Source organism: Pseudomonas triticicola, assembly GCF_019145375.1.
Classification (GTDB): Bacteria; Pseudomonadota; Gammaproteobacteria; order Pseudomonadales; family Pseudomonadaceae; genus Aquipseudomonas; species Aquipseudomonas triticicola.
This window is the reverse complement of sequence record NZ_JAHSTX010000001.1, coordinates 995541-1013284: the sequence shown is the minus strand read 5'-3', so window position 1 is coordinate 1013284 and position 17744 is coordinate 995541. Positions and strand designations below refer to the sequence as shown.

At 59.6% G+C, this 17744-nt stretch carries 19 protein-coding genes; 10 read left to right on the top strand and 9 right to left on the bottom strand.

Annotated features, from left to right (window positions below; all coding sequences use genetic code 11):
* Positions 1 to 142: 142 nt before the first annotated feature.
* Positions 143 to 1426, top strand: a complete 1284-nt coding sequence (locus tag KVG85_RS04635) for an NAD(P)/FAD-dependent oxidoreductase (protein ID WP_217863096.1) — start codon at positions 143 to 145, stop codon at positions 1424 to 1426.
* 169 nt (positions 1427 to 1595) lie between these two features.
* On the opposite strand, the gene KVG85_RS04630 is transcribed toward KVG85_RS04635, so the two are convergent.
* Entirely contained in the window at positions 1596 to 2378 is a 783-nt protein-coding gene (locus KVG85_RS04630; RefSeq protein ID WP_041480916.1) for a DeoR/GlpR family DNA-binding transcription regulator, read from the bottom strand.
* A gap of 83 nt (positions 2379 to 2461) precedes the next feature.
* On the opposite strand from KVG85_RS04630, the gene KVG85_RS04625 reads away from it, so the two are divergent.
* Together KVG85_RS04625 and KVG85_RS04620 are read left to right on the top strand one after the other, a co-directional pair.
* Complete coding sequence (locus tag KVG85_RS04625) at positions 2462 to 2626, top strand: hypothetical protein (RefSeq protein ID WP_217863095.1); 165 nt, start codon at positions 2462 to 2464, stop codon at positions 2624 to 2626.
* Between the two features lie 65 nt (positions 2627 to 2691).
* Positions 2692 to 3267 carry a hypothetical protein gene (locus KVG85_RS04620; RefSeq protein WP_217863094.1) on the top strand — a complete coding sequence of 192 codons (576 nt, stop codon included), beginning with the start codon at positions 2692 to 2694 and terminating at the stop codon, positions 3265 to 3267.
* A 325-nt stretch (positions 3268 to 3592) separates the two neighbouring features.
* Here the strand turns inward: KVG85_RS04620 and KVG85_RS04615 are convergent, their stop codons facing one another.
* Positions 3593 to 4015 (bottom strand): HD domain-containing protein, encoded by a 423-nt coding sequence (locus KVG85_RS04615; RefSeq protein WP_217863093.1) that lies wholly within the window; start codon positions 4013 to 4015, stop codon positions 3593 to 3595.
* A gap of 159 nt (positions 4016 to 4174) precedes the next feature.
* Between KVG85_RS04615 and KVG85_RS04610 the strand changes: the two genes are divergently transcribed.
* Positions 4175 to 4606 (top strand): hypothetical protein, encoded by a 432-nt coding sequence (locus KVG85_RS04610; protein WP_076563430.1) that lies wholly within the window; start codon positions 4175 to 4177, stop codon positions 4604 to 4606.
* Positions 4607 to 4676: 70 nt separating this feature from the next.
* Here KVG85_RS04610 and KVG85_RS04605 read toward each other — a convergent pair whose 3' ends face one another.
* The 6 genes from KVG85_RS04605 to KVG85_RS04580 all read right to left on the bottom strand — a co-directional run bounded on the left by KVG85_RS04605 (position 4677) and on the right by KVG85_RS04580 (position 10988).
* Complete coding sequence (locus KVG85_RS04605; RefSeq protein ID WP_073471230.1) at positions 4677 to 4961, bottom strand: hypothetical protein; 285 nt, start codon at positions 4959 to 4961, stop codon at positions 4677 to 4679.
* A 194-nt stretch (positions 4962 to 5155) separates the two neighbouring features.
* Positions 5156 to 5440, bottom strand: coding sequence for a hypothetical protein (locus tag KVG85_RS04600; RefSeq protein WP_217863092.1), 285 nt, complete (start codon positions 5438 to 5440; stop codon positions 5156 to 5158).
* A gap of 195 nt (positions 5441 to 5635) precedes the next feature.
* The gene (locus KVG85_RS04595; RefSeq protein WP_011333561.1) at positions 5636 to 6184 is read right to left on the bottom strand and encodes a cupin domain-containing protein; all 549 of its coding nucleotides are present in this window, start codon (positions 6182 to 6184) and stop codon (positions 5636 to 5638) included.
* 349 nt (positions 6185 to 6533) lie between these two features.
* Entirely contained in the window at positions 6534 to 7817 is a 1284-nt protein-coding gene (locus tag KVG85_RS04590; protein WP_217863091.1) for an NAD(P)/FAD-dependent oxidoreductase, read from the bottom strand.
* Between the two features lie 49 nt (positions 7818 to 7866).
* The gene (locus KVG85_RS04585; RefSeq protein ID WP_041480929.1) at positions 7867 to 9357 is read right to left on the bottom strand and encodes an aldehyde dehydrogenase; all 1491 of its coding nucleotides are present in this window, start codon (positions 9355 to 9357) and stop codon (positions 7867 to 7869) included.
* 254 nt (positions 9358 to 9611) lie between these two features.
* Positions 9612 to 10988 carry a glutamine synthetase family protein gene (locus tag KVG85_RS04580; RefSeq protein WP_007918694.1) on the bottom strand — a complete coding sequence of 459 codons (1377 nt, stop codon included), beginning with the start codon at positions 10986 to 10988 and terminating at the stop codon, positions 9612 to 9614.
* A 282-nt stretch (positions 10989 to 11270) separates the two neighbouring features.
* On the opposite strand from KVG85_RS04580, the gene KVG85_RS04575 reads away from it, so the two are divergent.
* From KVG85_RS04575 to KVG85_RS04555, 5 genes are all read left to right on the top strand, one after another.
* Complete coding sequence (locus KVG85_RS04575) at positions 11271 to 12032, top strand: gamma-glutamyl-gamma-aminobutyrate hydrolase family protein (RefSeq protein ID WP_217863090.1); 762 nt, start codon at positions 11271 to 11273, stop codon at positions 12030 to 12032.
* Between the two features lie 368 nt (positions 12033 to 12400).
* Complete coding sequence (potA, locus tag KVG85_RS04570; RefSeq protein WP_024013333.1) at positions 12401 to 13543, top strand: polyamine ABC transporter ATP-binding protein; 1143 nt, start codon at positions 12401 to 12403, stop codon at positions 13541 to 13543.
* Positions 13540 to 14454, top strand: a complete 915-nt coding sequence (locus KVG85_RS04565) for an ABC transporter permease subunit (RefSeq protein WP_024013334.1) — start codon at positions 13540 to 13542, stop codon at positions 14452 to 14454. The genes potA and KVG85_RS04565 overlap by 4 nt, the downstream gene beginning before the upstream one ends.
* Positions 14451 to 15323 (top strand): ABC transporter permease subunit, encoded by an 873-nt coding sequence (locus KVG85_RS04560; protein WP_217863089.1) that lies wholly within the window; start codon positions 14451 to 14453, stop codon positions 15321 to 15323. Before KVG85_RS04565 ends, KVG85_RS04560 begins: the two co-directional genes overlap by 4 nt.
* Positions 15324 to 15519: 196 nt before the next feature.
* A complete protein-coding gene (locus KVG85_RS04555; RefSeq protein ID WP_095182000.1) occupies positions 15520 to 16617 on the top strand; it encodes a polyamine ABC transporter substrate-binding protein in 1098 nt (365 codons plus the stop codon).
* A 245-nt stretch (positions 16618 to 16862) separates the two neighbouring features.
* Here the strand turns inward: KVG85_RS04555 and thpR are convergent, their stop codons facing one another.
* Positions 16863 to 17402, bottom strand: a complete 540-nt coding sequence (thpR, locus tag KVG85_RS04550; RefSeq protein ID WP_217863088.1) for an RNA 2',3'-cyclic phosphodiesterase — start codon at positions 17400 to 17402, stop codon at positions 16863 to 16865.
* Between the two features lie 107 nt (positions 17403 to 17509).
* Here thpR and KVG85_RS04545 point away from each other — a divergent pair, with 107 nt between their 5' ends.
* A complete protein-coding gene (locus KVG85_RS04545) occupies positions 17510 to 17704 on the top strand; it encodes a hypothetical protein (RefSeq protein ID WP_024013337.1) in 195 nt (64 codons plus the stop codon).
* The last annotated feature ends 40 nt before the right edge of the window (positions 17705 to 17744 follow it).

Sequence of the window (17744 nt, the reverse complement as noted above, 5' to 3'; positions counted from 1 at the left end):
GACACCGAACCTGTGGGAGCGAGCCTGCTCGCGAAGGCGTCATCACATTCAACATTTTGGGTGACTGACACACCGCTTTCGCGAGCAGGCTCGCTCCCACAGGGAATGCACTTCGAACCTGGAATTTTTTGTGGACCCCGACATGACCATTCGCTGCAATTCCTACTACACCGCCACCCTCAACCAGGACACCGACTACCCGACCCTGCAAGGCCGGCACAAGGTCGATGTGGTGATCATCGGCGGCGGTTTCACTGGCGTCGCCACTGCCGTCGAGCTGGCGGAAAAAGGCCTGAAAGTCGCCATCGTCGAAAGCCACAAGATCGGCTGGGGCGCCACCGGGCGCAATGGCGGGCAAGTCACCGGCAGCCTTTCCGGCGACGGCGCGATGCGCAAACAGATGCGCACGAAACTTGGCGATGATGTGGACGATTTCATCTGGCATCTGCGCTGGCGCGGGCATGAAATCATCCGCGAGCGCGTCGAGAAATATGCGATCCAGTGCGACCTCAAACACGGCCATTTGCACGCGGCGTACAAGCCGAGTCACATGACCGATCTGCGCAAGGACTACGACGAAGCCGTGCGCCGAGGTCTCGGCGATGAGGTGAGCCTGCTCGACCGCAGCCAGATTCGCGACCTGCTGCAAAGCGACCTGTACCACGGCGCGATCAAGAACACCCGCAACATGCACCTGCACCCGCTCAACCTGTGCATTGGCGAAGCACGCGCAGCCGAAAGCCTGGACGTGCTGATCTTCGAAAACAGTGAAGTGCTGGAGATCATTCACGGCGACACACCTGGCGTGCGCACCGCTCACGGTCAGATCGACGCCAATCAGGTGATGCTCGCCGGTGACGTCTATCACAAGCTCGAACCGGGCCAGCTCAAGGGCAAGATTTTCCGGGCCATGGGCGGCATCGTCACCACCGCGCCGCTCGGTGATCTGGCGCAACAGATCAACCCCGAAGACCTCGCCGTGTACGACTGCCGCTTCGTCCTCGATTACTACCGGCTGACCGCCGACGGCCGTTTGCTGTTCGGCGGCGGCGCCAACTACAGCGGCAAGGATTCGCGCGACATCGCTGCGGAACTGCGCCCGTGCATCGAGCGCACATTCCCGGCGCTCAAAGGCGTGCCGATCGATTACCAGTGGAGCTGCGCGATGGGCATCGTCATCAACCGCATCCCGCAACTGGGCAAGCTCTCGGACAACGTCTGGTATTGCCAGGGCTACTCGGGACACGGCATCGCCACCACGCACATCATGGGCGAGATCATGAGCCGCGCGATCACCGGGCAAATGGAGCAATTCGACACCTTCGCCGCGTGCCAGCACATTCGCGTACCGATGGGCGACCTGCTGGGCAACCCGTTGCTGGCGGCGGGGATGTGGTATTACCAGATGCTCGAACGGTTGCGCTGATCCATTACCCGTAGGAGCTGCCGAAGGCTGCGATCTTTTGATCCTGCTTTTAAAAATCAAAATCAAAAGATCGCAGCCTTCGGCAGCTCCTACAAAGTCATTTATTCACTGCAGATCCCCTGTGGGAGCGAGCCTGCTCGCGAAGAGGCCCTCAAACCCCACACAAAATTCAATCCGGCAACTGCTCCACCACAATCCCCAGCCGCCGATAATCCTCGACATTCGCCCCCGGATGCCGCTCGGTAATCAACGTATGCAGGCGCGTACACGGCGCCACCACAAACGGCTCCACCGCGCCCAGCTTGTCCGCCGTGGTCACTGCAATCACCCGCGTCGCGCTGTCGAGCATCGCCTGTTTGATCGGCACCTCATCGAAATGCAGCGAGGTGATCCCGACCTCGGGATGAATTGCACACACACCGGTAATCGCCAGATCCGCCTTGATTCCCGCGAGCAATCGCAGCGCTTCCTGACCACTGGCCGACATCGAATGCGGATTCAATTCACCGCCCGCCAGAATCACTTTCACGCCCTTGTATTCGGACAAGGCAATCGCCGTCAGCGGTGACGCGGTCACGGCGGTGATGCGGATGTCGGACGGTAATGCGCGGGCGACCTGCAACGTGGTCGAGCCGGAATCGAACAGCACAATCTGCCCGTCCTCGATGTGCTGCGCCGCCAATTGCGCCAGGCGCACCTTGACCTCGTCGGTCTCATCCAGGCGGGTGAAGTAATCTTTGCCCGAGTCTTTCGGTCGCGGCAGCGCCCCGCCATGCACCCGCTGCACCAGTCCGGCGCTGTCCAGCTCGGCAAGGTCGCGGCGGATGGTGTCTTCGGACACTGCGAAATGCTGGCTAAGCTCGGAGGCCATGACCTTGCCGTCACGTTCGAGAAGCAAAAGGATTTTCTGCCGGCGCAGGGACGGCAATTCGGCGATGGAGTGGTCGTGCATGGTTATGCCTGTTTGTGCTTGTTGTTGCAGGTTTCAGCGACACTAGCGAAAGTCTCAGGCAAATACAAACGCAACGGCTATCAATGCTTTCGATCATTGCAATCAACACGGCGAATTTTTTCTTTGCGCTGCGCCTGTTCACAATGGCCCCACTCTCAAAAGCTCAGGATGAACAGCCCATGAATCTCAACTTCGCCTTCGCCTGCATGATCGTCGTTTCGTTCGCGATTGCGCTCGGCCACGCATAAGGCTTTCTGGACAGTTGCTCACCAAAATCTTAGTGTGAACGCCCCCCGCCGCTATGGAGCAATTGATGCGACAACCCGTTCGCAAGTTAACGCTAGAGAATATCGATGCGATAACTGAAGATTTTCATCGAGAACTTGCAGTCATCGGGGCATCGATAGCCGGAAAGACGGGAGTGGAGCTCATGCTCGCGTTAAAAAGGGATCGATTAGGTCATGGCCCCTATCCGCACGTTTCCTTGTTCGAAGCAGCAAATAGAATCATGTCCGACTTAGTGATTCTTCATGGCATTGCAGCCCTGCTGAAGCACAAGCACTTCCCCTTTGATGAATACGTCGTAGAATTTGGCAATGAAAACCGCAACAGCTTTGATATTTTCGCGAATTCACAAAATGCGAGCCTTGCGGGCGAGGCATTTAACGCTGCTCCATCGTTTTTCGGTACTAAAAAGCGTACGGCCCTCAAGAAACTCCGCACTAAAGCTCTGGAAGAAACATACAAGATCATCATGTTTAATGCTGAAGCCACTTCAGGAAAGCGTTTAAAGGCTGAAATCGATGGTACCTTCCAAATTGCGGTCGATATCACCTCGGGTCTCGTAAGCATTACGCCCTCTGCTGCAGCCACATCAACCCCAGAGTGATAGGCTGCTGTAGGCCTCTGCGGATTAACGATCCGATGCAGATTGGCCCTTCGCCTCCTCCCTCGCCCGCCGCACCTGCACTCACAACGCCGGCGCGAAATGCAGCAGCACCATCTGGCTCAAATGGTGCGTCAGGATAAACACCACATTCAGCCCACCACCAGGATTTCATAGTTCGCCTTCCTGGCTATCCAACTGACACACTACGGCCCCCCCTGGAGCTGCCAAAGGCTGCGATCTTTTGATCTTTATCTTCAAAATCAAAATCAAAATCAAAATCAAAAGATCGCAGCCTTCGGCAGCTCCTACAGGGGGATTTGCATTCCTACGTGCGAAGGCGTGCAATCGCCCGCCGATATTTCTCGATCCGCTCCAGATCCTCCCAACTCGGCGAGGCGATCCGCGAGATATCGCTGTTCTCTTCCAGATCCGCCAGCTTCACCACCCGGCCGATCGGGTTTTGCGCGGCACGATCGACAAAGTCCTCGTAGGACTCGCCGGGCACTTTGGTCACTGCCGCAATCGCAGCCAGCACCTCTTCGCTGAACCCTTCCCCACGCAAATCATCCAGACTCAGCCCGCAATCCTCGACCACATCGTGCAGCACAGCGACGATGCGCTCCTCCAGCGTGTGCATGCGCAACATGACTTTCAGCGGATGCAGAATGTACGGCGCCCCGCCCTTGTCCACCTGCCCGGTGTGGGCCGTGGCGGCAATGGCGATAGCGCGTTCGAGGGTTTGGGCCATGGGAATCGAATCCTGCGCTGAATGTTTCTGATTGTTGCGCAGTGTACGCGAAGATGGCGCAGCGCAAAGCCGATTGAACCTTGCCCGCCCTCGCCGCCTCGAAACCAGACAAGCGCCAAATCACCGATCAGACGCGGCGCCATTGGAGAGGAATTGCCGATGAAAACCCGACTGCTGCTCCTGATCGCCACGTTCGCCATCATCCCCACCTGCGTCATGGCTGAAGGCTGCGACGTGCAGACCCGCTCCTCCAGCGCCTCGGTGCCAGCGGTGGAAACCCACAGCTGCTACGAATACGAAGGCATGCCCGTGGACTCCATCAACTGGTCCTGCAGCAACGAAAGCAAGGACACCCTCAACGCCACCAAGAAAAAAGTCGATCGCTGCGACGACCACTACCAGGCCACCTGCACCGCCCGCCTCACCCAGGAATCCCTGGCCAACCCGCACTCGACCAGCAAAGACAAAAGCGCCAAACCGCTGAACATGCCCGACAACGCCAAAGTCACCACGTATTACTACGACGGCGAGCACCTGGCGCAGGCAAAGATTGATTGTGAGAACAGTGGCGGCAACTGGAAGGCTAAATAGCTTCAGTAACCAGCGATTGCCTGATAAAAAGCCCGGCTAGATGCCGGGCTTTCGGCTTCTGAATCCACTATCAGCCCTCACCGGCACCGCTGCTGGTGCCGCTGTCGTTCGATTGCTTCGAACCACTGGGCTTGGAACCCGCAGGTGTCGAGCCGTCATTGTTGGTGGTATTGCCCTGCGTGCCTTTGGGCACGGTGGCACCGTTGGAATGAATGTCTTCCGGCGCACTCGGATTGGTTTGGCTGTTGCCGTCGTTGGCGGTGGGCGCCGGGGTGTCGCTGGCGGCTGTCGCGTAGAGCGAAGTGGCGGATAACAGCGTGGCCAGGGTCAGTGCTGCGAGGTTGGATTTGCGCATGTTGGCGGTTCCTTTGCGGGGGTAAGGTATGCATTGGAATAAGGCGAGCGGCGAAAATGCAGAGGGGCTGACGAATGGCAAAAATAACCAGACCCGGCATCTCGGAAGAGACATCGGATCATCGAAAAAACAATTTCTCATACACAGAAAAAAGCCCGGCTTGAATGACCGGGCTTTCTAGTACGACATACTCATTAACCACCGCCGCTGCCCCCACTGCTGCTACCGGATGGTTGACCCGCAGGGGTGGGTTTGGAGGCAGATGGCACCGGCCCATTGTCGGTTTTGCCACCATCACCACCTTGGGGCAGCGAATCTGCATCCGGGTCGGCGTTGGTGGCTGGAGACGCCGGTTCACGAGTCTGGCTGGTGCCGTCGCTCGCCTTCGGGGTCGACGTTTCGCCAGCCGCTAGCGCATACGGCGCGCTGCCGAACAGCAACGCCGCGAGGGTAATCACCGCAAATCTATGGTTCAGCATGGTTGCTCTTCCTTTGCGTGGGGAGTTACAGCATTGGAAGAAGCTGTGGGGCGAACGTGCGATACGCCGGACGAGTGGTCATCGCCCGAAGACATTGCGAAGATTTCAGCATCGGAATGCTTCGCAGGAAAACACCGCATGTGGCCCGCGTTTTCCTAACATCAACCTTAATGAAGCAATGCGAAACGCAAGCCCTCAAAAATTCGCCGGCGTATTCGCGCTGATAATCTCAGCCTCATCCGCGCCGATATTGCGAAACTTGTGCGGTAACGTGGTCGGAAAGTAATACCCGTCCCCCGCACTCAGCACACTCACCTGCCCGTCCACGGTCAATTCCACCGTGCCACGCGTGACCAAGCCGCACTCTTCACCTTCGGCATGCACGATCGGCTCTTCGCCGGAGCTGGCGCCGGGGGCGTATTGTTCGCGGAGCAGGCGCATCTGGCGGCTGGGCACCGAGGCGCCGATGAGCAGCAGGCGCAGGCCGTGGCGGCCGAGGTCGGGTTGTTCGTTGGCGCGGAATACGTATTGGTGTTCGCGCGGGGGCTGGTCGAAGGTGAAGAAGTCGGCCAGGGACATCGGTATGCCTTCGAGCAGCTTTTTCAGCGAGCTGACGGAGGGGCTGACGCGGTTCTGTTCGATCAGCGAGATGGTCGCGTTGGTCACACCGCTACGCCGGGCGAGCTCGCGCTGGGAGAGTTTGTAGCTTTCGCGTACTAGTTTGAGTCGAGAACCCGTATCCATGACAGCCTTATGTAAGAGCGACTTAAGGGCGATGGGGGTGGGTGGCGGGTGACGCGCAGGTCGCGCGGATCACGTTGCTCCCGTGTCCCGGAACCGTGAAAGGCGGCTATTAAATCACGTTTGCCGGTGTTGCTCAGCAGGTTCGATGGATGGTGCGGCAAAAGTCCTGTTGGCCTTGGCAATACAGTCGCTGTGGGAGCGAGCCTGCTCGCGAAAGCGTAGTGTCTGGCGACTCGATATCGCCTGATATGGCCTCTTCGCGAGCAGGCTCGCTCCCACAGTGGACATCAGTGCTTTTGCCTAAGTGAAAAACCGGCGGGGTCTTTCGGACCGCCGCCGGTGAGGTCAATCAGACGCCGAAACGGTCGCGCAGGGAGTAGTAGACGGCACCCAGAGCGGTGAGCGGTGCGGAGAAGGTGCGGCCGCCGAGCATCGGCATGTGCGGCAGCGAGGCGAAGGCGTTGAAGCGTTCGGCGTCGCCGCGGATCATTTCCGAGATCAGTTTGCCGGCCAGGTGCGAGCAGGTGACGCCGTGGCCGCTGTAGCCCTGCATGTAGTAGGCGTTCTTTTCGATGCGGCCGAATTGCGGCATGCGCGACATGGTCAGCAGGAAGTTGCCGGTCCAGCGGTAGTCGATCTTCACGTCTTTGAGCTGCGGAAAGGTCTTGAGGATCTTCGGCCGAATCAGCTGCTCGATATCGTCCGGCTCCCGCGCGCCGTAGACCACACCACCACCGTAAAGCAGGCGGTTGTCAGCGGTGAGGCGGTAGTAATCCAGTAGGTAGTTGCAATCTTCCACGCAATAGTTGTTGGTGATCAGACTGCGTGCCTGCTGCTCGGTCAGCGGTTCGGTGACGACGATCTGCGAGCCGCACGGCATGCTTTTCGCGGTAACGCGGTTGTCGAGACCTTGCGGCAGATAAGCATTGCCGGCGATCAGCAGGTATTTGGCGCGGACCAGCCCCTTGGCAGTGCGCACAGTGATCGGCTCGCCATAGGTAATTTCGACCGCCGCCGACTGTTCGTAGATCTTGCCGCCCAAACGCACGATGGCGGCGGCTTCGCCGAGGGCCAAGTTCAACGGATGAACGTGGCCACCCTGCATGTCCAGCAAGCCGCCAACGTAGGCGTCGGAGCCGACTTCGCGACGAATATCCGCTGCATCCAGCATCTTCAGATTGCGGTTGCCGTAGCGTTCCCAGTTGCGCTTCTGCTCGGCCAGGCCGTTGAGCTGTTTCTTATTCATCGCCGCGAAAATACCGCCCGAGCGGTAGTCGCACTTGATGTCGTAATCCTTGATGCGCGAACGAATGATATCGGCACCTTCGAAGATCATGCTGCCGAGGATTTCTGCAGTCTTGTCGCCGTAGCGCTCTTCGATGACATCGACGTCGCGGCTGTAGGAGTTGACCAGTTGCCCGCCATTGCGACCGCTGGCGCCGTAGCCGACTTTCGCCGCTTCCAGCACGGTGACTTTGTAGCCGGCTTCGCTGAGGAACAGCGCCGAGGACAGACCGGTGTAACCGGCGCCGATGACGCAGACGTCGCAGTCCAGCGCTTCTTCGAGAATCGGGAAGTCGATGACTTCGTTGCGGGTGGCGGCGTAGTAGCTGTTTACGTGTTGCTGTTTCATAGGTTTCTCCGAGGGCCGCCAATCAGGGGCGACCGCCGCTGTAAAAGAATCAGAGCTTGATCCAGGTCGCTTTCAGTTCGGTGTACTTGTCGAACGCATGCAGCGATTTGTCGCGACCGTTGCCCGATTGCTTGAAGCCACCGAACGGCGCAGTCATGTCGCCGCCGTCGTACTGGTTGACCCAGACGCTGCCGGCGCGCAGGCCGCGAGCGAAGGTGTGCGCCTTGCTCAGGTTGCTGGTCCACACCCCGGCGGCGAGGCCGAAAATGCTGTCGTTGGCGATCTGCAGGGCTTCTTCGGCAGTGTCGAAGGTGATCAGCGACAGCACCGGGCCGAAGATTTCTTCCTGAGCGATGGTCATCGCGTTGGTCACGCCGTCGAAAATCGCTGGCTGCACGTAGAGGCCGCCGGTTTCTTCGAGGGTGCGCTGGCCGCCGGCAATCAACTCGGCGCCCTGCTCGCGGCCGATGCTGATGTAGCGCAGCACGTTATCGAGCTGACGCTGGTCGACCACGGCGCCGACGGTGGTCGCCGGATCAAGCGCATGCCCCGGTTTCCAGGCTTGCAAGGCTTCCACCAGCAGCGGAATGAATTGCTCGCGAATCGAGCGCTCGACCAGCAGACGCGAGCCGGCAGTGCAGACTTCGCCCTGGTTGAAGGCGATGGCACTGGCCGCCGCTTGAGCAGCTGCGCGCAGATCCGGTGCGTCGGCGAATACCACGTTCGGACTTTTGCCGCCGGCCTCGAGCCAGACGCGTTTCATGTTGCTCTGCCCGGCATAGATCATCAGCTGCTTGGCGATCGCCGTGGAGCCGGTGAAGGCCAGCACGTCGACGTCCATGTGCAACGCCAGCGCCTTGCCGACGGTGTGACCGTAGCCCGGCAGCACGTTGAACACGCCCTTCGGAATACCCGCCTCCAGCGCCAGTTGCGCGATGCGGATAGCGGTCAGCGGTGATTTTTCCGAAGGCTTGAGGATGAACGAATTACCCGCCGCCAGCGCCGGGGCGAATTTCCAGCTGGCCATGATCAGCGGGAAATTCCACGGCACGATGGCGGCGACCACACCCGAGGGCTCGCGAGTGACGAGGCCAAGTTGGTCGTGGGGCGTGGCAGCGACTTCGTCGTAGATCTTGTCGATGGCCTCGGCGCTCCAGCGGATCGCGTTGGCGGTCGCCGGGATGTCGATGCTCATCGAATCGCTGATCGGCTTGCCCATGTCGAGGGTTTCCAGCAGCGCCAGTTCTTCCTGGTGTTGCAGGATCAGATCGGCGAAGCGGATCAGCACGCGCTTGCGCTCTGCCGGGGCTTTTTTCGCCCAGATGCCGGAGTTGAACGACTGGCGCGCGGCTTCGACGGCCAGGTTGGCGTCGGCTTCATCGGTGCTGGCGACGGCGGCAAGAAAGCGGCCATCGACCGGGCTCAGGCATTCGAAGGTGTCGCCACTGATGGCCGGGCGGTATTCACCGTTGATGAAGGCGCGGGATTCGATGGACAGGGACTGGAAGCGTTGTTCCCAGTCGTTGCGGGTTGTGGTCATTGTTTTGAGCTCGACAAGGGGGAATTTGGGGGTTGGTCTGGTTGCTTTGTCTGGCCGGGAATCGCTGCCCTCACCCTAGCCCTCTCCCAGAGGGAGAGGGGACCGATCGGGGGACGTCTGGTAACTGCGCCGACCTGAAAAATCTTTGCCGAATCCATCATCGACTGGATCGTTCAGGTCGCCGGATATCTCCAGACGACGCGGTCAGTCCCCTCTCCCTCCGGGAGAGGGTTAGGGTGAGGGGCTTTTGATCTTCAGACCGTATGCAGATACCAGTTGTACTCAAGGTCAGAAATCGAGTTCTCGAACTCGGCCAGCTCGCTTTCCTTGCACGCGACGAACACGTCGATGTACATCGGGTCGATGTAGCGCGCCATGACTTCGCTGTCGTCGAGCTCGCGCAGGGCGTCGCGCAGGTTGTTCGGCAGGCTCTGCTCGTTCTGCTCGTAGCTGTTGCCTTCGACCGGTGCGCCGGGCTCGATCTGGTTGGTCAGGCCGTGGTGAATGCCGGCCAGCACCGAAGCCATCAGCAGGTACGGGTTGGCATCGGCACCGGCGACGCGGTGCTCGATGCGCACGGCATCCGCCGAACCGGTCGGCACGCGCACGGCCACGGTGCGGTTGTCGATGCCCCAGCTTGGCGAGTTCGGCACATAGAATTGCGCGCCAAAGCGGCGGTACGAGTTGACGTTCGGGCAGAGGAAGGCCATTTGCGCCGGCAGGGTCTCGAGCACACCGCCGATCGCGTGACGCAGTGCGGCGTTCTGCTCGGGATCCTCGCTGGCGAAGATGTTGTTGCCTTCTTTGTCCAGAATCGAAATGTGCACGTGCAGACCGTTGCCGGCCTGGCCCGGATACGGCTTGGCCATGAAAGTCGTGTCCATCTCGTGGTCGTAGGCGATGTTCTTCACCAGACGCTTGAGCAGGACCGCGTAATCGCAGGCCTTGATCGGGTCGGAGACGTGATGCAGGTTGACTTCGAACTGCGCCGGGGCGCTTTCCTTGACGATGGCGTCAGCCGGGATGCCCTGCTCTTTCGCGCCTTCGAGGATGTCTTGCAGGCAGTCGACGTATTCGTCGAGGTCGTCGATCAGGTAAACCTGGGTCGACACCGGACGCTTGCCGGATACCGGTGAACGCGGCGACTGCGGACGGCCATTCACGTTGTCCTGGTCGATCAGGTAGAACTCGAGTTCGAACGCCGCGCAGATGGTCAGGCCGAGGTCGTCGAATTTGCGCACAACGTTGGCCAGCACTTCACGCGGGTCGGCGAAGAACGGCTGGCCTTCGATCTCGTGCATGGTCATCAGCAATTGAGCGGTCGGGCGTTTTTGCCACGGCTCGATGCTCAGGGTGCCAGGGATCGGGTAGCAGATGCGATCGGCATCGCCAATATCCAGGCCCAGACCGGTGCTTTCCACCGTTGAGCCGTTTATGTCCAGCGCGAACAGCGACGCCGGCAGGTTGATACCTTTTTCGTACACCTTATGAAGACTGGTGCGTTCGATGCGCTTGCCGCGCACCACACCGTTCATATCCGCAATCAGAAGGTCGACGTACAAAACCTCAGGATATTTCTTAAGGAATGCGTTGGCTTCGTTGAGTTGAACGGTACGCAGAGGGACCGACATGATGCACCTATTTAGCTGTTAATTATTATGTTCACCACTGTGTTGCGCAGCCAGTCAATCCGAAAGGCAAAGTGAAGTCAATAGCGAACACCCTGCCCTGCAGCCTTTATTTTTCGGGCTTTTCTTAACACTCTCGTGCCATATCCGCCGGCAAACCCCGGTAAACCTGAGCGATTTGATAAACGGCGTTTAGAATTTTTTACATGGCAGTTGTTAATTAAAATCAACGAGGCTAAGCTCCGGAAAAGCTCGTTCAAGTGACAGACTTCGAGGTGAATAAAAATGGCATTCAAGCCATTGATCGGCGTTACTGCGTGCGTCAAACAGATTGGCCTGCACCCCTATCACATCAGCGGCGACAAGTACCTACGTGCTGTCAGCGTTGGCGCTGAAGGGTTGCCACTGGTCATTCCTTCCCTCGGCAACCTGACTGAAATCGATGACCTGCTCGGTCAGCTCGACGGTCTGTTGCTCACCGGCTCTCCCTCGAACGTGGAACCCTTCCACTATCAAGGCCCGGCCAGCGCCCCCGGCACGGATCATGATCCGGCCCGCGACGCCACCACCCTTCCTTTATTGCGTGCAGCTATCGCAGCGGGCGTTCCGGTGCTTGGCATCTGCCGTGGCTTCCAGGAAATGAACGTGGCCTTCGGCGGCAGCCTGCATCAGAAGGTGCACGAGCTGCCCGGCATGCTCGATCACCGTGAAGCCGACAGCCCGGACGTGGCGGTGCAATACGCCCCGGCCCATGCGGTCAGTGTGATCGCTGGCGGTGTGTTCGAAGCGCTGGAGCTGCCCGACGAATTTCAGGTCAATTCGATTCACAGTCAGGGCATCGACCGCCTCGCCCCCAGCCTGCGTGCTGAAGCCGTGGCGCCGGACGGCCTGATCGAAGCGATCTCGGTCGAGCACAGCCCGACCTTCGCCCTCGGCGTGCAATGGCACCCGGAATGGCAGGTGCTGGACAACCCGAACTACCTGAGGATTTTCCAGGCGTTCGGCGCAGCGTGCCGGCAACGGGCGGCGCGGCGCAGTCAGCGCTGACGCAATCCCAAACCAGATAACGATTTACTGCCCCCACGCCTGGCGGGTGTGCGTTTGCACATCCGCCAGTCGTGAACTGCAACACCCGTGATAACAACAAGTACGACCAGGCAGCCAGGACGGCGGCGCCGAACAAGCCGGATCGGTACGGACAAAGGCCACTCAGGTCAACGCATATCCCCTGTGGGAGCGAGCCTGCTCGCGAAAGCGGTGTATCAGCAAACGATGATGTCGACTGACACTCCGTATTCGCGAGCAGGCTCGTTCCCACAGGTTCTGCGCCAGCTGACAGGCATTCCGGACCGCTCCGCAATCCACTTAAGCCCGGCCACATTGGCCAGGCACACGACACCTGTTGGGAGTTTCACATGGCAAACGCCTCCAGCACTTACCGCAAGGCACTCGAAGGTCAGCAGCAACCGAAAAAGGTGCTGGTGAAAGTCGATCGTGTCACCAAGAAGTTCGACGAAACCGTGGCCGTGGACGATGTGTCCCTGGAGATCCATCAGGGCGAAATCTTCGCGCTGCTGGGCGGTTCCGGGTCGGGCAAATCGACTCTGCTGCGCATGCTCGCCGGTTTCGAGCGGCCGACCGAGGGGCGGATTCTGCTCGATGGCGTAGACATCACTGACATGCCGCCGTACGAGCGGCCGATCAACATGATGTTCCAGTCCTACGCGCTGTTCCCGCACATGACCGTGGCACAGAACATCGCCTTCGGCCTCAAACAGGACCGTTTGCCGGCCAGCGAAATCGATGCCCGCGTCGAAGAAATGCTGCGTCTGGTGCACATGACCCAATACGCCAAGCGCCGCCCGCACCAGTTGTCCGGCGGCCAGCGGCAGCGCGTGGCGCTCGCCCGCTCGTTGGCCAAACGGCCGAAGCTGTTACTGCTCGACGAGCCGATGGGTGCGCTGGATAAAAAGCTGCGTTCGCAGATGCAGCTTGAGCTGGTGGAAATCATCGAGCGCGTCGGCGTGACCTGCGTCATGGTCACCCACGACCAGGAAGAAGCCATGACCATGGCCCAGCGCATCGCGATCATGCACCTGGGCTGGATCGCGCAGATCGGCAGTCCGGTGGACATTTATGAAGCGCCGGTAAGCCGCATGGTCTGCGAATTCATCGGTAACGTGAACGCCTTTGACGGCACCGTGGTGGAAGATCTGGAAGGCCACGCAATCATTCACAGCCCGGACTTGCAGCAGAAGATCTATGTCGGTCACGGCGTCAGCACGTCGGTGCAGGACAAGTCGATCACCTACGCCATTCGCCCGGAAAAAATGCTCGTCAGCACCACCCAACCGGAGTTCCGCTACAACTGGTCCGAAGGCAAGGTCCACGACATCGCCTACCTCGGCGGCCACTCGGTGTTCTACGTCGAGCTGCCCGGCGGCAAGATCGTCCAGTCGTTCATGGCCAATGCCGAACGCCGTGGCGCGCGACCGACATGGGACGACAAGGTCTACGTCTGGTGGGAAGACGACAGCGGCGTGGTGCTGCGCTCATGAGAACTTTCAATCAGCAATTCTTGCGCCTGGTGCCCAGCGGACGAAAACTGGTGATCGGCATTCCGTTCATCTGGCTGTTCCTGTTCTTCATGCTGCCGTTCTTTCTGGTGATGAAGATCAGCTTCTCGGAAGCCGCGCTGTCGATTCCGCCGTACTCGGAGATCTACACCTTCGCCGAACAGAAATTCCAGCTGCTGCTGAACATCGGCAACTACACCCTGCTCGGCGAAGACGAGCTGTACCTGTCGGCGTATCTCGGCTCGCTGAAGGTCGCGGCACTGAGCACGCTGATGTGCCTGGTGATCGGTTTCCCGATGGCCTACGCGATCACCAAGACCGGCAAGGAAACGCAAAACGTCCTGCTGCTGTTGATCATGATGCCGACCTGGACGGCGATCCTGATCCGCGTGTATGCGTGGATGGGCATCCTCAGCAACAACGGTCTGCTCAACGGGTTCCTGATGTGGACCGGGCTCACCGATCACCCGATCGAGATCCTCAACACCAACACTGCGGTGTACATCGGCGTGGTCTATGCCTATCTGCCGTTCATGGTGCTGCCGCTCTACGCCAACCTGGTCAAGCACGACAACAGCCTGCTGGAAGCCGCGCAGGATCTGGGTTCGAGCAACTTCAACAACTTCTGGAAGATCACCGTGCCGCTGGCCAAGAACGGCATCATTGCCGGTTGCATGCTGGTGTTCATTCCGGTGGTCGGCGAGTTCGTGATTCCAGAACTGCTGGGTGGCCCGGAGACGCTGATGATCGGTCGCGTGCTGTGGCAGGAGTTCTTCAATAACCGCGACTGGCCGGTGGCTTCCGCGCTGGCGGTGGTGATGCTGTTGATCCTGATTGTGCCGATTCTGCTGTTCAACCGCAGCCAGGCCAAAGAGATGGAGGCACGGGGATGAAACGCTTCAACTTTTCCAAGTTCATGCTGATCTTCGGCTTGATGTTCATTTATCTGCCGATGCTGATTCTGGTGATCTACTCGTTCAACGCCTCGAAACTGGTGACGGTGTGGGGTGGCTGGTCGATCAAATGGTATGTCGGCCTGCTCGACAACACGCAACTGATGGGCTCGGTGCTGCGCTCGCTGGAAATCGCCTGCTACACCGCGGTTGCTGCGGTGGCACTGGGTACCCTGGCAGCGTTCGTGCTGACCCGTATCACCCGCTTCAAGGGCCGCACGCTGTTCGGTGGCCTGGTGACTGCGCCACTGGTGATGCCGGAAGTGATCACCGGTCTGTCGCTGTTGCTGCTGTTCGTGGCCATGGCGCAGATGATCGGCTGGCCGCAGGAGCGCGGCATCGTCACCATCTGGATCGCCCACACCACCTTTTGTGCCGCTTATGTGGCGGTGGTAGTCTCCGCGCGCCTGCGGGAGCTGGATCTGTCGATAGAAGAAGCGGCGATGGATCTCGGCGCCAAACCATTCAAAGTGTTTTTCCTGATCACCATTCCCATGATCGCGCCGTCGCTGGCCGCCGGCGGAATGATGTCGTTTGCCTTGTCGCTGGACGATCTGGTGCTGGCGAGTTTTGTCTCCGGGCCGGGCTCGACGACGCTGCCGATGGAGGTGTTCTCGGCGGTGCGTCTGGGTGTGAAGCCTGAGATCAATGCCGTGGCCAGCCTGATTCTGCTGGCAGTGTCGCTGGTGACTTTCCTGGTCTGGTATTTCGGCCGCAAGGCAGAAGCCAACCGCAAACGGGCGATTCAGGAAGCGATGGATCAGACCGCAAACGAGTCGTGGCAACAGCCGGCAGCGGCGACTGCCTGAGCAACACCGATGAACAACTGTGGCGAGGGGATTTATCCCCGTTGGGCTGCGAAGCGGCCCCTGCAGTTCTACCTGAAGACTCCGTATTCAGGTATTGCGACTGCTTCGCAGCCGAGCGGGGATGAATCCCCTCGCCACAAGGCTTTATGTGCACCGAGTTTTTGTTTTGTTGAATAAGAAGAAGGGAGTTGTACCGATGAAAATGTTTGGCAGGACTCTGCTGACACTGTCCTTAATGGGCGCGATGGTCATGGGCGCCCAGGCCAACGACAAGGTGCTGCGTGTTTACAACTGGTCCGATTACATCGCGCCGGACACCGTGAAAAAGTTCGAAGACGAGACTGGCATTCGCGTGACCTACGACGTCTTCGACAGCAACGAAACCCTGGAAGCGCGCCTGCTCGCGGGCAAATCCGGCTACGACATCGTGGTGCCGTCGAACAGTTTCCTGGCCAAGCAGATCAAGGCCGGTGTCTACCAGCCGCTGGACAAATCGAAGCTGCCGAACTGGAAGAATCTCAACCCGGTGCTGCTGAAAAACGCCGCCGCCAGTGATCCGGACAACGCGCATGCGTTCCCGTACATGTGGGGCTCGATCGGCATCGGTTTCAACCCGGCGAAGGTCAAGGAAGTACTCGGCGCCAACGCCCCGACCAACTCCTGGGACTTGCTGTTCAAACCGGAGAACGCGGAAAAGCTCAAAGCTTGCGGCATCAGTTTCCTCGATTCGCCGACCGAAATGCTCCCGGCCGCCCTGCACTATCTGGGCTATCCGGTGAACGACAAGGACAAGGCGCACATCGCCGAAGCCGAAGCGCTGTTCATGAAAATCCGCCCGTACGTGGCGTACTTCCATTCCTCGAAATACATCTCCGATCTGGCCAACGGCAACATCTGCGTAGCGGTCGGTTACTCCGGCGACGTCCTGCAGGCCAAGGCCCGCGCAGTGGAGTCGGGCAACAACGTGGTTATCGACTACAGCATTCCCAAGGAAGGCGCCGGCAGTTTCTACGACATGGTCGCCATCCCCCGGGATGCGGCGAACGTCGACAATGCCTACCTGTTCATGGACTTCCTGATGCGCCCGGACATCATCGCCGAAGTCACCAACAGCATCGGCTACAGCAACGCCAACGCAGCGGCCACGCCATTGGTGGACGAAGCGATCCGCAACGAACCGGGCTCGTATCCGTCGCAAGCGGTGATGGCGACGTTGTATGCAGTGCCGGATCAGCCGATTGCCACGCAGCGGATCATGACGCGCGGCTGGACGCGGGTGAAGCTCGGTAAATAAAAACACCGATGATCAAAAATGTGGGAGCGAGCCTGCTCGCGAAGGCGGTAGGACAGGCGACGAAAATATTGGATGTGCCGACGCTTTCGCGAGCAGGCTCGCTCCCACGATGAAGCAATGCAGTGCTGAAAATTTTCCGTTCACGCAGCGCCTTACCACCGCTGCTCCCTGCTCTGAACGGCCTCACCCGGCTCCCTCGGCTCGGGTGAATTTGCAGGCGCCTTCGGGCGCCTTTTTTTGTTCGTTCAGATCAGCGGCCAGTCTTGCAAAACCCGATACCGACCCTTGTGCGATTCGAACAAGGCGAAGCGTTCGGCACGCAGAAAGAACTCCGGCGGCGTGCGCGCTTCCGGCTCCGGCGCGCGGTATTCGCGGGCCAGCGTCAGGTGCGGGCGGAACTCGTGGGTGGGCTCGTCAAAACCGAACGGCAGCATCGCCTGCTCCAGCGCGTAGACCAGGCGCAACAACGCGGGCGGCGCCTGTTCCGGTGCCAGCGATAGCACACCGGCGCGATGCCAGACCTGCAAGCGATCCAGCCCAATGCGCAACGTTTCGCCGGGGATACGCACACTGCTCGCTGCTTCGCAGACGCCGTGAATCTGCGCCAGCGGCACCGCTCCAAGAAACAGCAGAGTCAGATGAAAATTATCCGCCGGCACCGGTTTGCCGCTGCGCAGGCCCAGTTCCGCGCGCCACTGGGCGATCGCCTTGCGCTGCGCCGGCGGGCAGTCCAAAGCGAAAAACAGCCGTTTCGACGGTTCATCCCTGCGCACTTCATCCATCATCGCCCTGCCCCCCATATCGTCATGATCGCGCCGATTCTACACAGCCTGTTCTGACGACTCGCGACAGATAGCTATAGTTCAAGGATTGCCATCAACCGGAGGCTGCCATGCGCGAGATCCTCAGCAAAGAACCCTGGTGGGCCCGGCCACCGCATCCCGGCCAGGACGAAAGCGAACTGGAATGGGGTTGGCTGGTGCATTACAGCGAAGGCGAACCGCGCTTCGAATTCGTTCGCGAGAGGCCCAGCGACGAGCAGATCCGCAACCGCAAAAGTTGCCGGGTCACCCCCTCGCCCGAATGAATAGAGCCCGTGAGCACTAATCCTGTGGGAGCGAGCAGGC

Coding starts and splice junctions, on each gene's coding strand:
- KVG85_RS04635 (WP_217863096.1), top strand. CDS start 143: ATGACCATTCGCTGCAATTCCTACTACACCGCCACCCTCAACCAGGAC.
- KVG85_RS04630 (WP_041480916.1), bottom strand. CDS start 2,378: ATGCACGACCACTCCATCGCCGAATTGCCGTCCCTGCGCCGGCAGAAA.
- KVG85_RS04625 (WP_217863095.1), top strand. CDS start 2,462: ATGCTTTCGATCATTGCAATCAACACGGCGAATTTTTTCTTTGCGCTG.
- KVG85_RS04620 (WP_217863094.1), top strand. CDS start 2,692: ATGCGACAACCCGTTCGCAAGTTAACGCTAGAGAATATCGATGCGATA.
- KVG85_RS04615 (WP_217863093.1), bottom strand. CDS start 4,015: ATGGCCCAAACCCTCGAACGCGCTATCGCCATTGCCGCCACGGCCCAC.
- KVG85_RS04610 (WP_076563430.1), top strand. CDS start 4,175: ATGAAAACCCGACTGCTGCTCCTGATCGCCACGTTCGCCATCATCCCC.
- KVG85_RS04605 (WP_073471230.1), bottom strand. CDS start 4,961: ATGCGCAAATCCAACCTCGCAGCACTGACCCTGGCCACGCTGTTATCC.
- KVG85_RS04600 (WP_217863092.1), bottom strand. CDS start 5,440: ATGCTGAACCATAGATTTGCGGTGATTACCCTCGCGGCGTTGCTGTTC.
- KVG85_RS04595 (WP_011333561.1), bottom strand. CDS start 6,184: ATGGATACGGGTTCTCGACTCAAACTAGTACGCGAAAGCTACAAACTC.
- KVG85_RS04590 (WP_217863091.1), bottom strand. CDS start 7,817: ATGAAACAGCAACACGTAAACAGCTACTACGCCGCCACCCGCAACGAA.
- KVG85_RS04585 (WP_041480929.1), bottom strand. CDS start 9,357: ATGACCACAACCCGCAACGACTGGGAACAACGCTTCCAGTCCCTGTCC.
- KVG85_RS04580 (WP_007918694.1), bottom strand. CDS start 10,988: ATGTCGGTCCCTCTGCGTACCGTTCAACTCAACGAAGCCAACGCATTC.
- KVG85_RS04575 (WP_217863090.1), top strand. CDS start 11,271: ATGGCATTCAAGCCATTGATCGGCGTTACTGCGTGCGTCAAACAGATT.
- potA (WP_024013333.1), top strand. CDS start 12,401: ATGGCAAACGCCTCCAGCACTTACCGCAAGGCACTCGAAGGTCAGCAG.
- KVG85_RS04565 (WP_024013334.1), top strand. CDS start 13,540: ATGAGAACTTTCAATCAGCAATTCTTGCGCCTGGTGCCCAGCGGACGA.
- KVG85_RS04560 (WP_217863089.1), top strand. CDS start 14,451: ATGAAACGCTTCAACTTTTCCAAGTTCATGCTGATCTTCGGCTTGATG.
- KVG85_RS04555 (WP_095182000.1), top strand. CDS start 15,520: ATGAAAATGTTTGGCAGGACTCTGCTGACACTGTCCTTAATGGGCGCG.
- thpR (WP_217863088.1), bottom strand. CDS start 17,402: ATGATGGATGAAGTGCGCAGGGATGAACCGTCGAAACGGCTGTTTTTC.
- KVG85_RS04545 (WP_024013337.1), top strand. CDS start 17,510: ATGCGCGAGATCCTCAGCAAAGAACCCTGGTGGGCCCGGCCACCGCAT.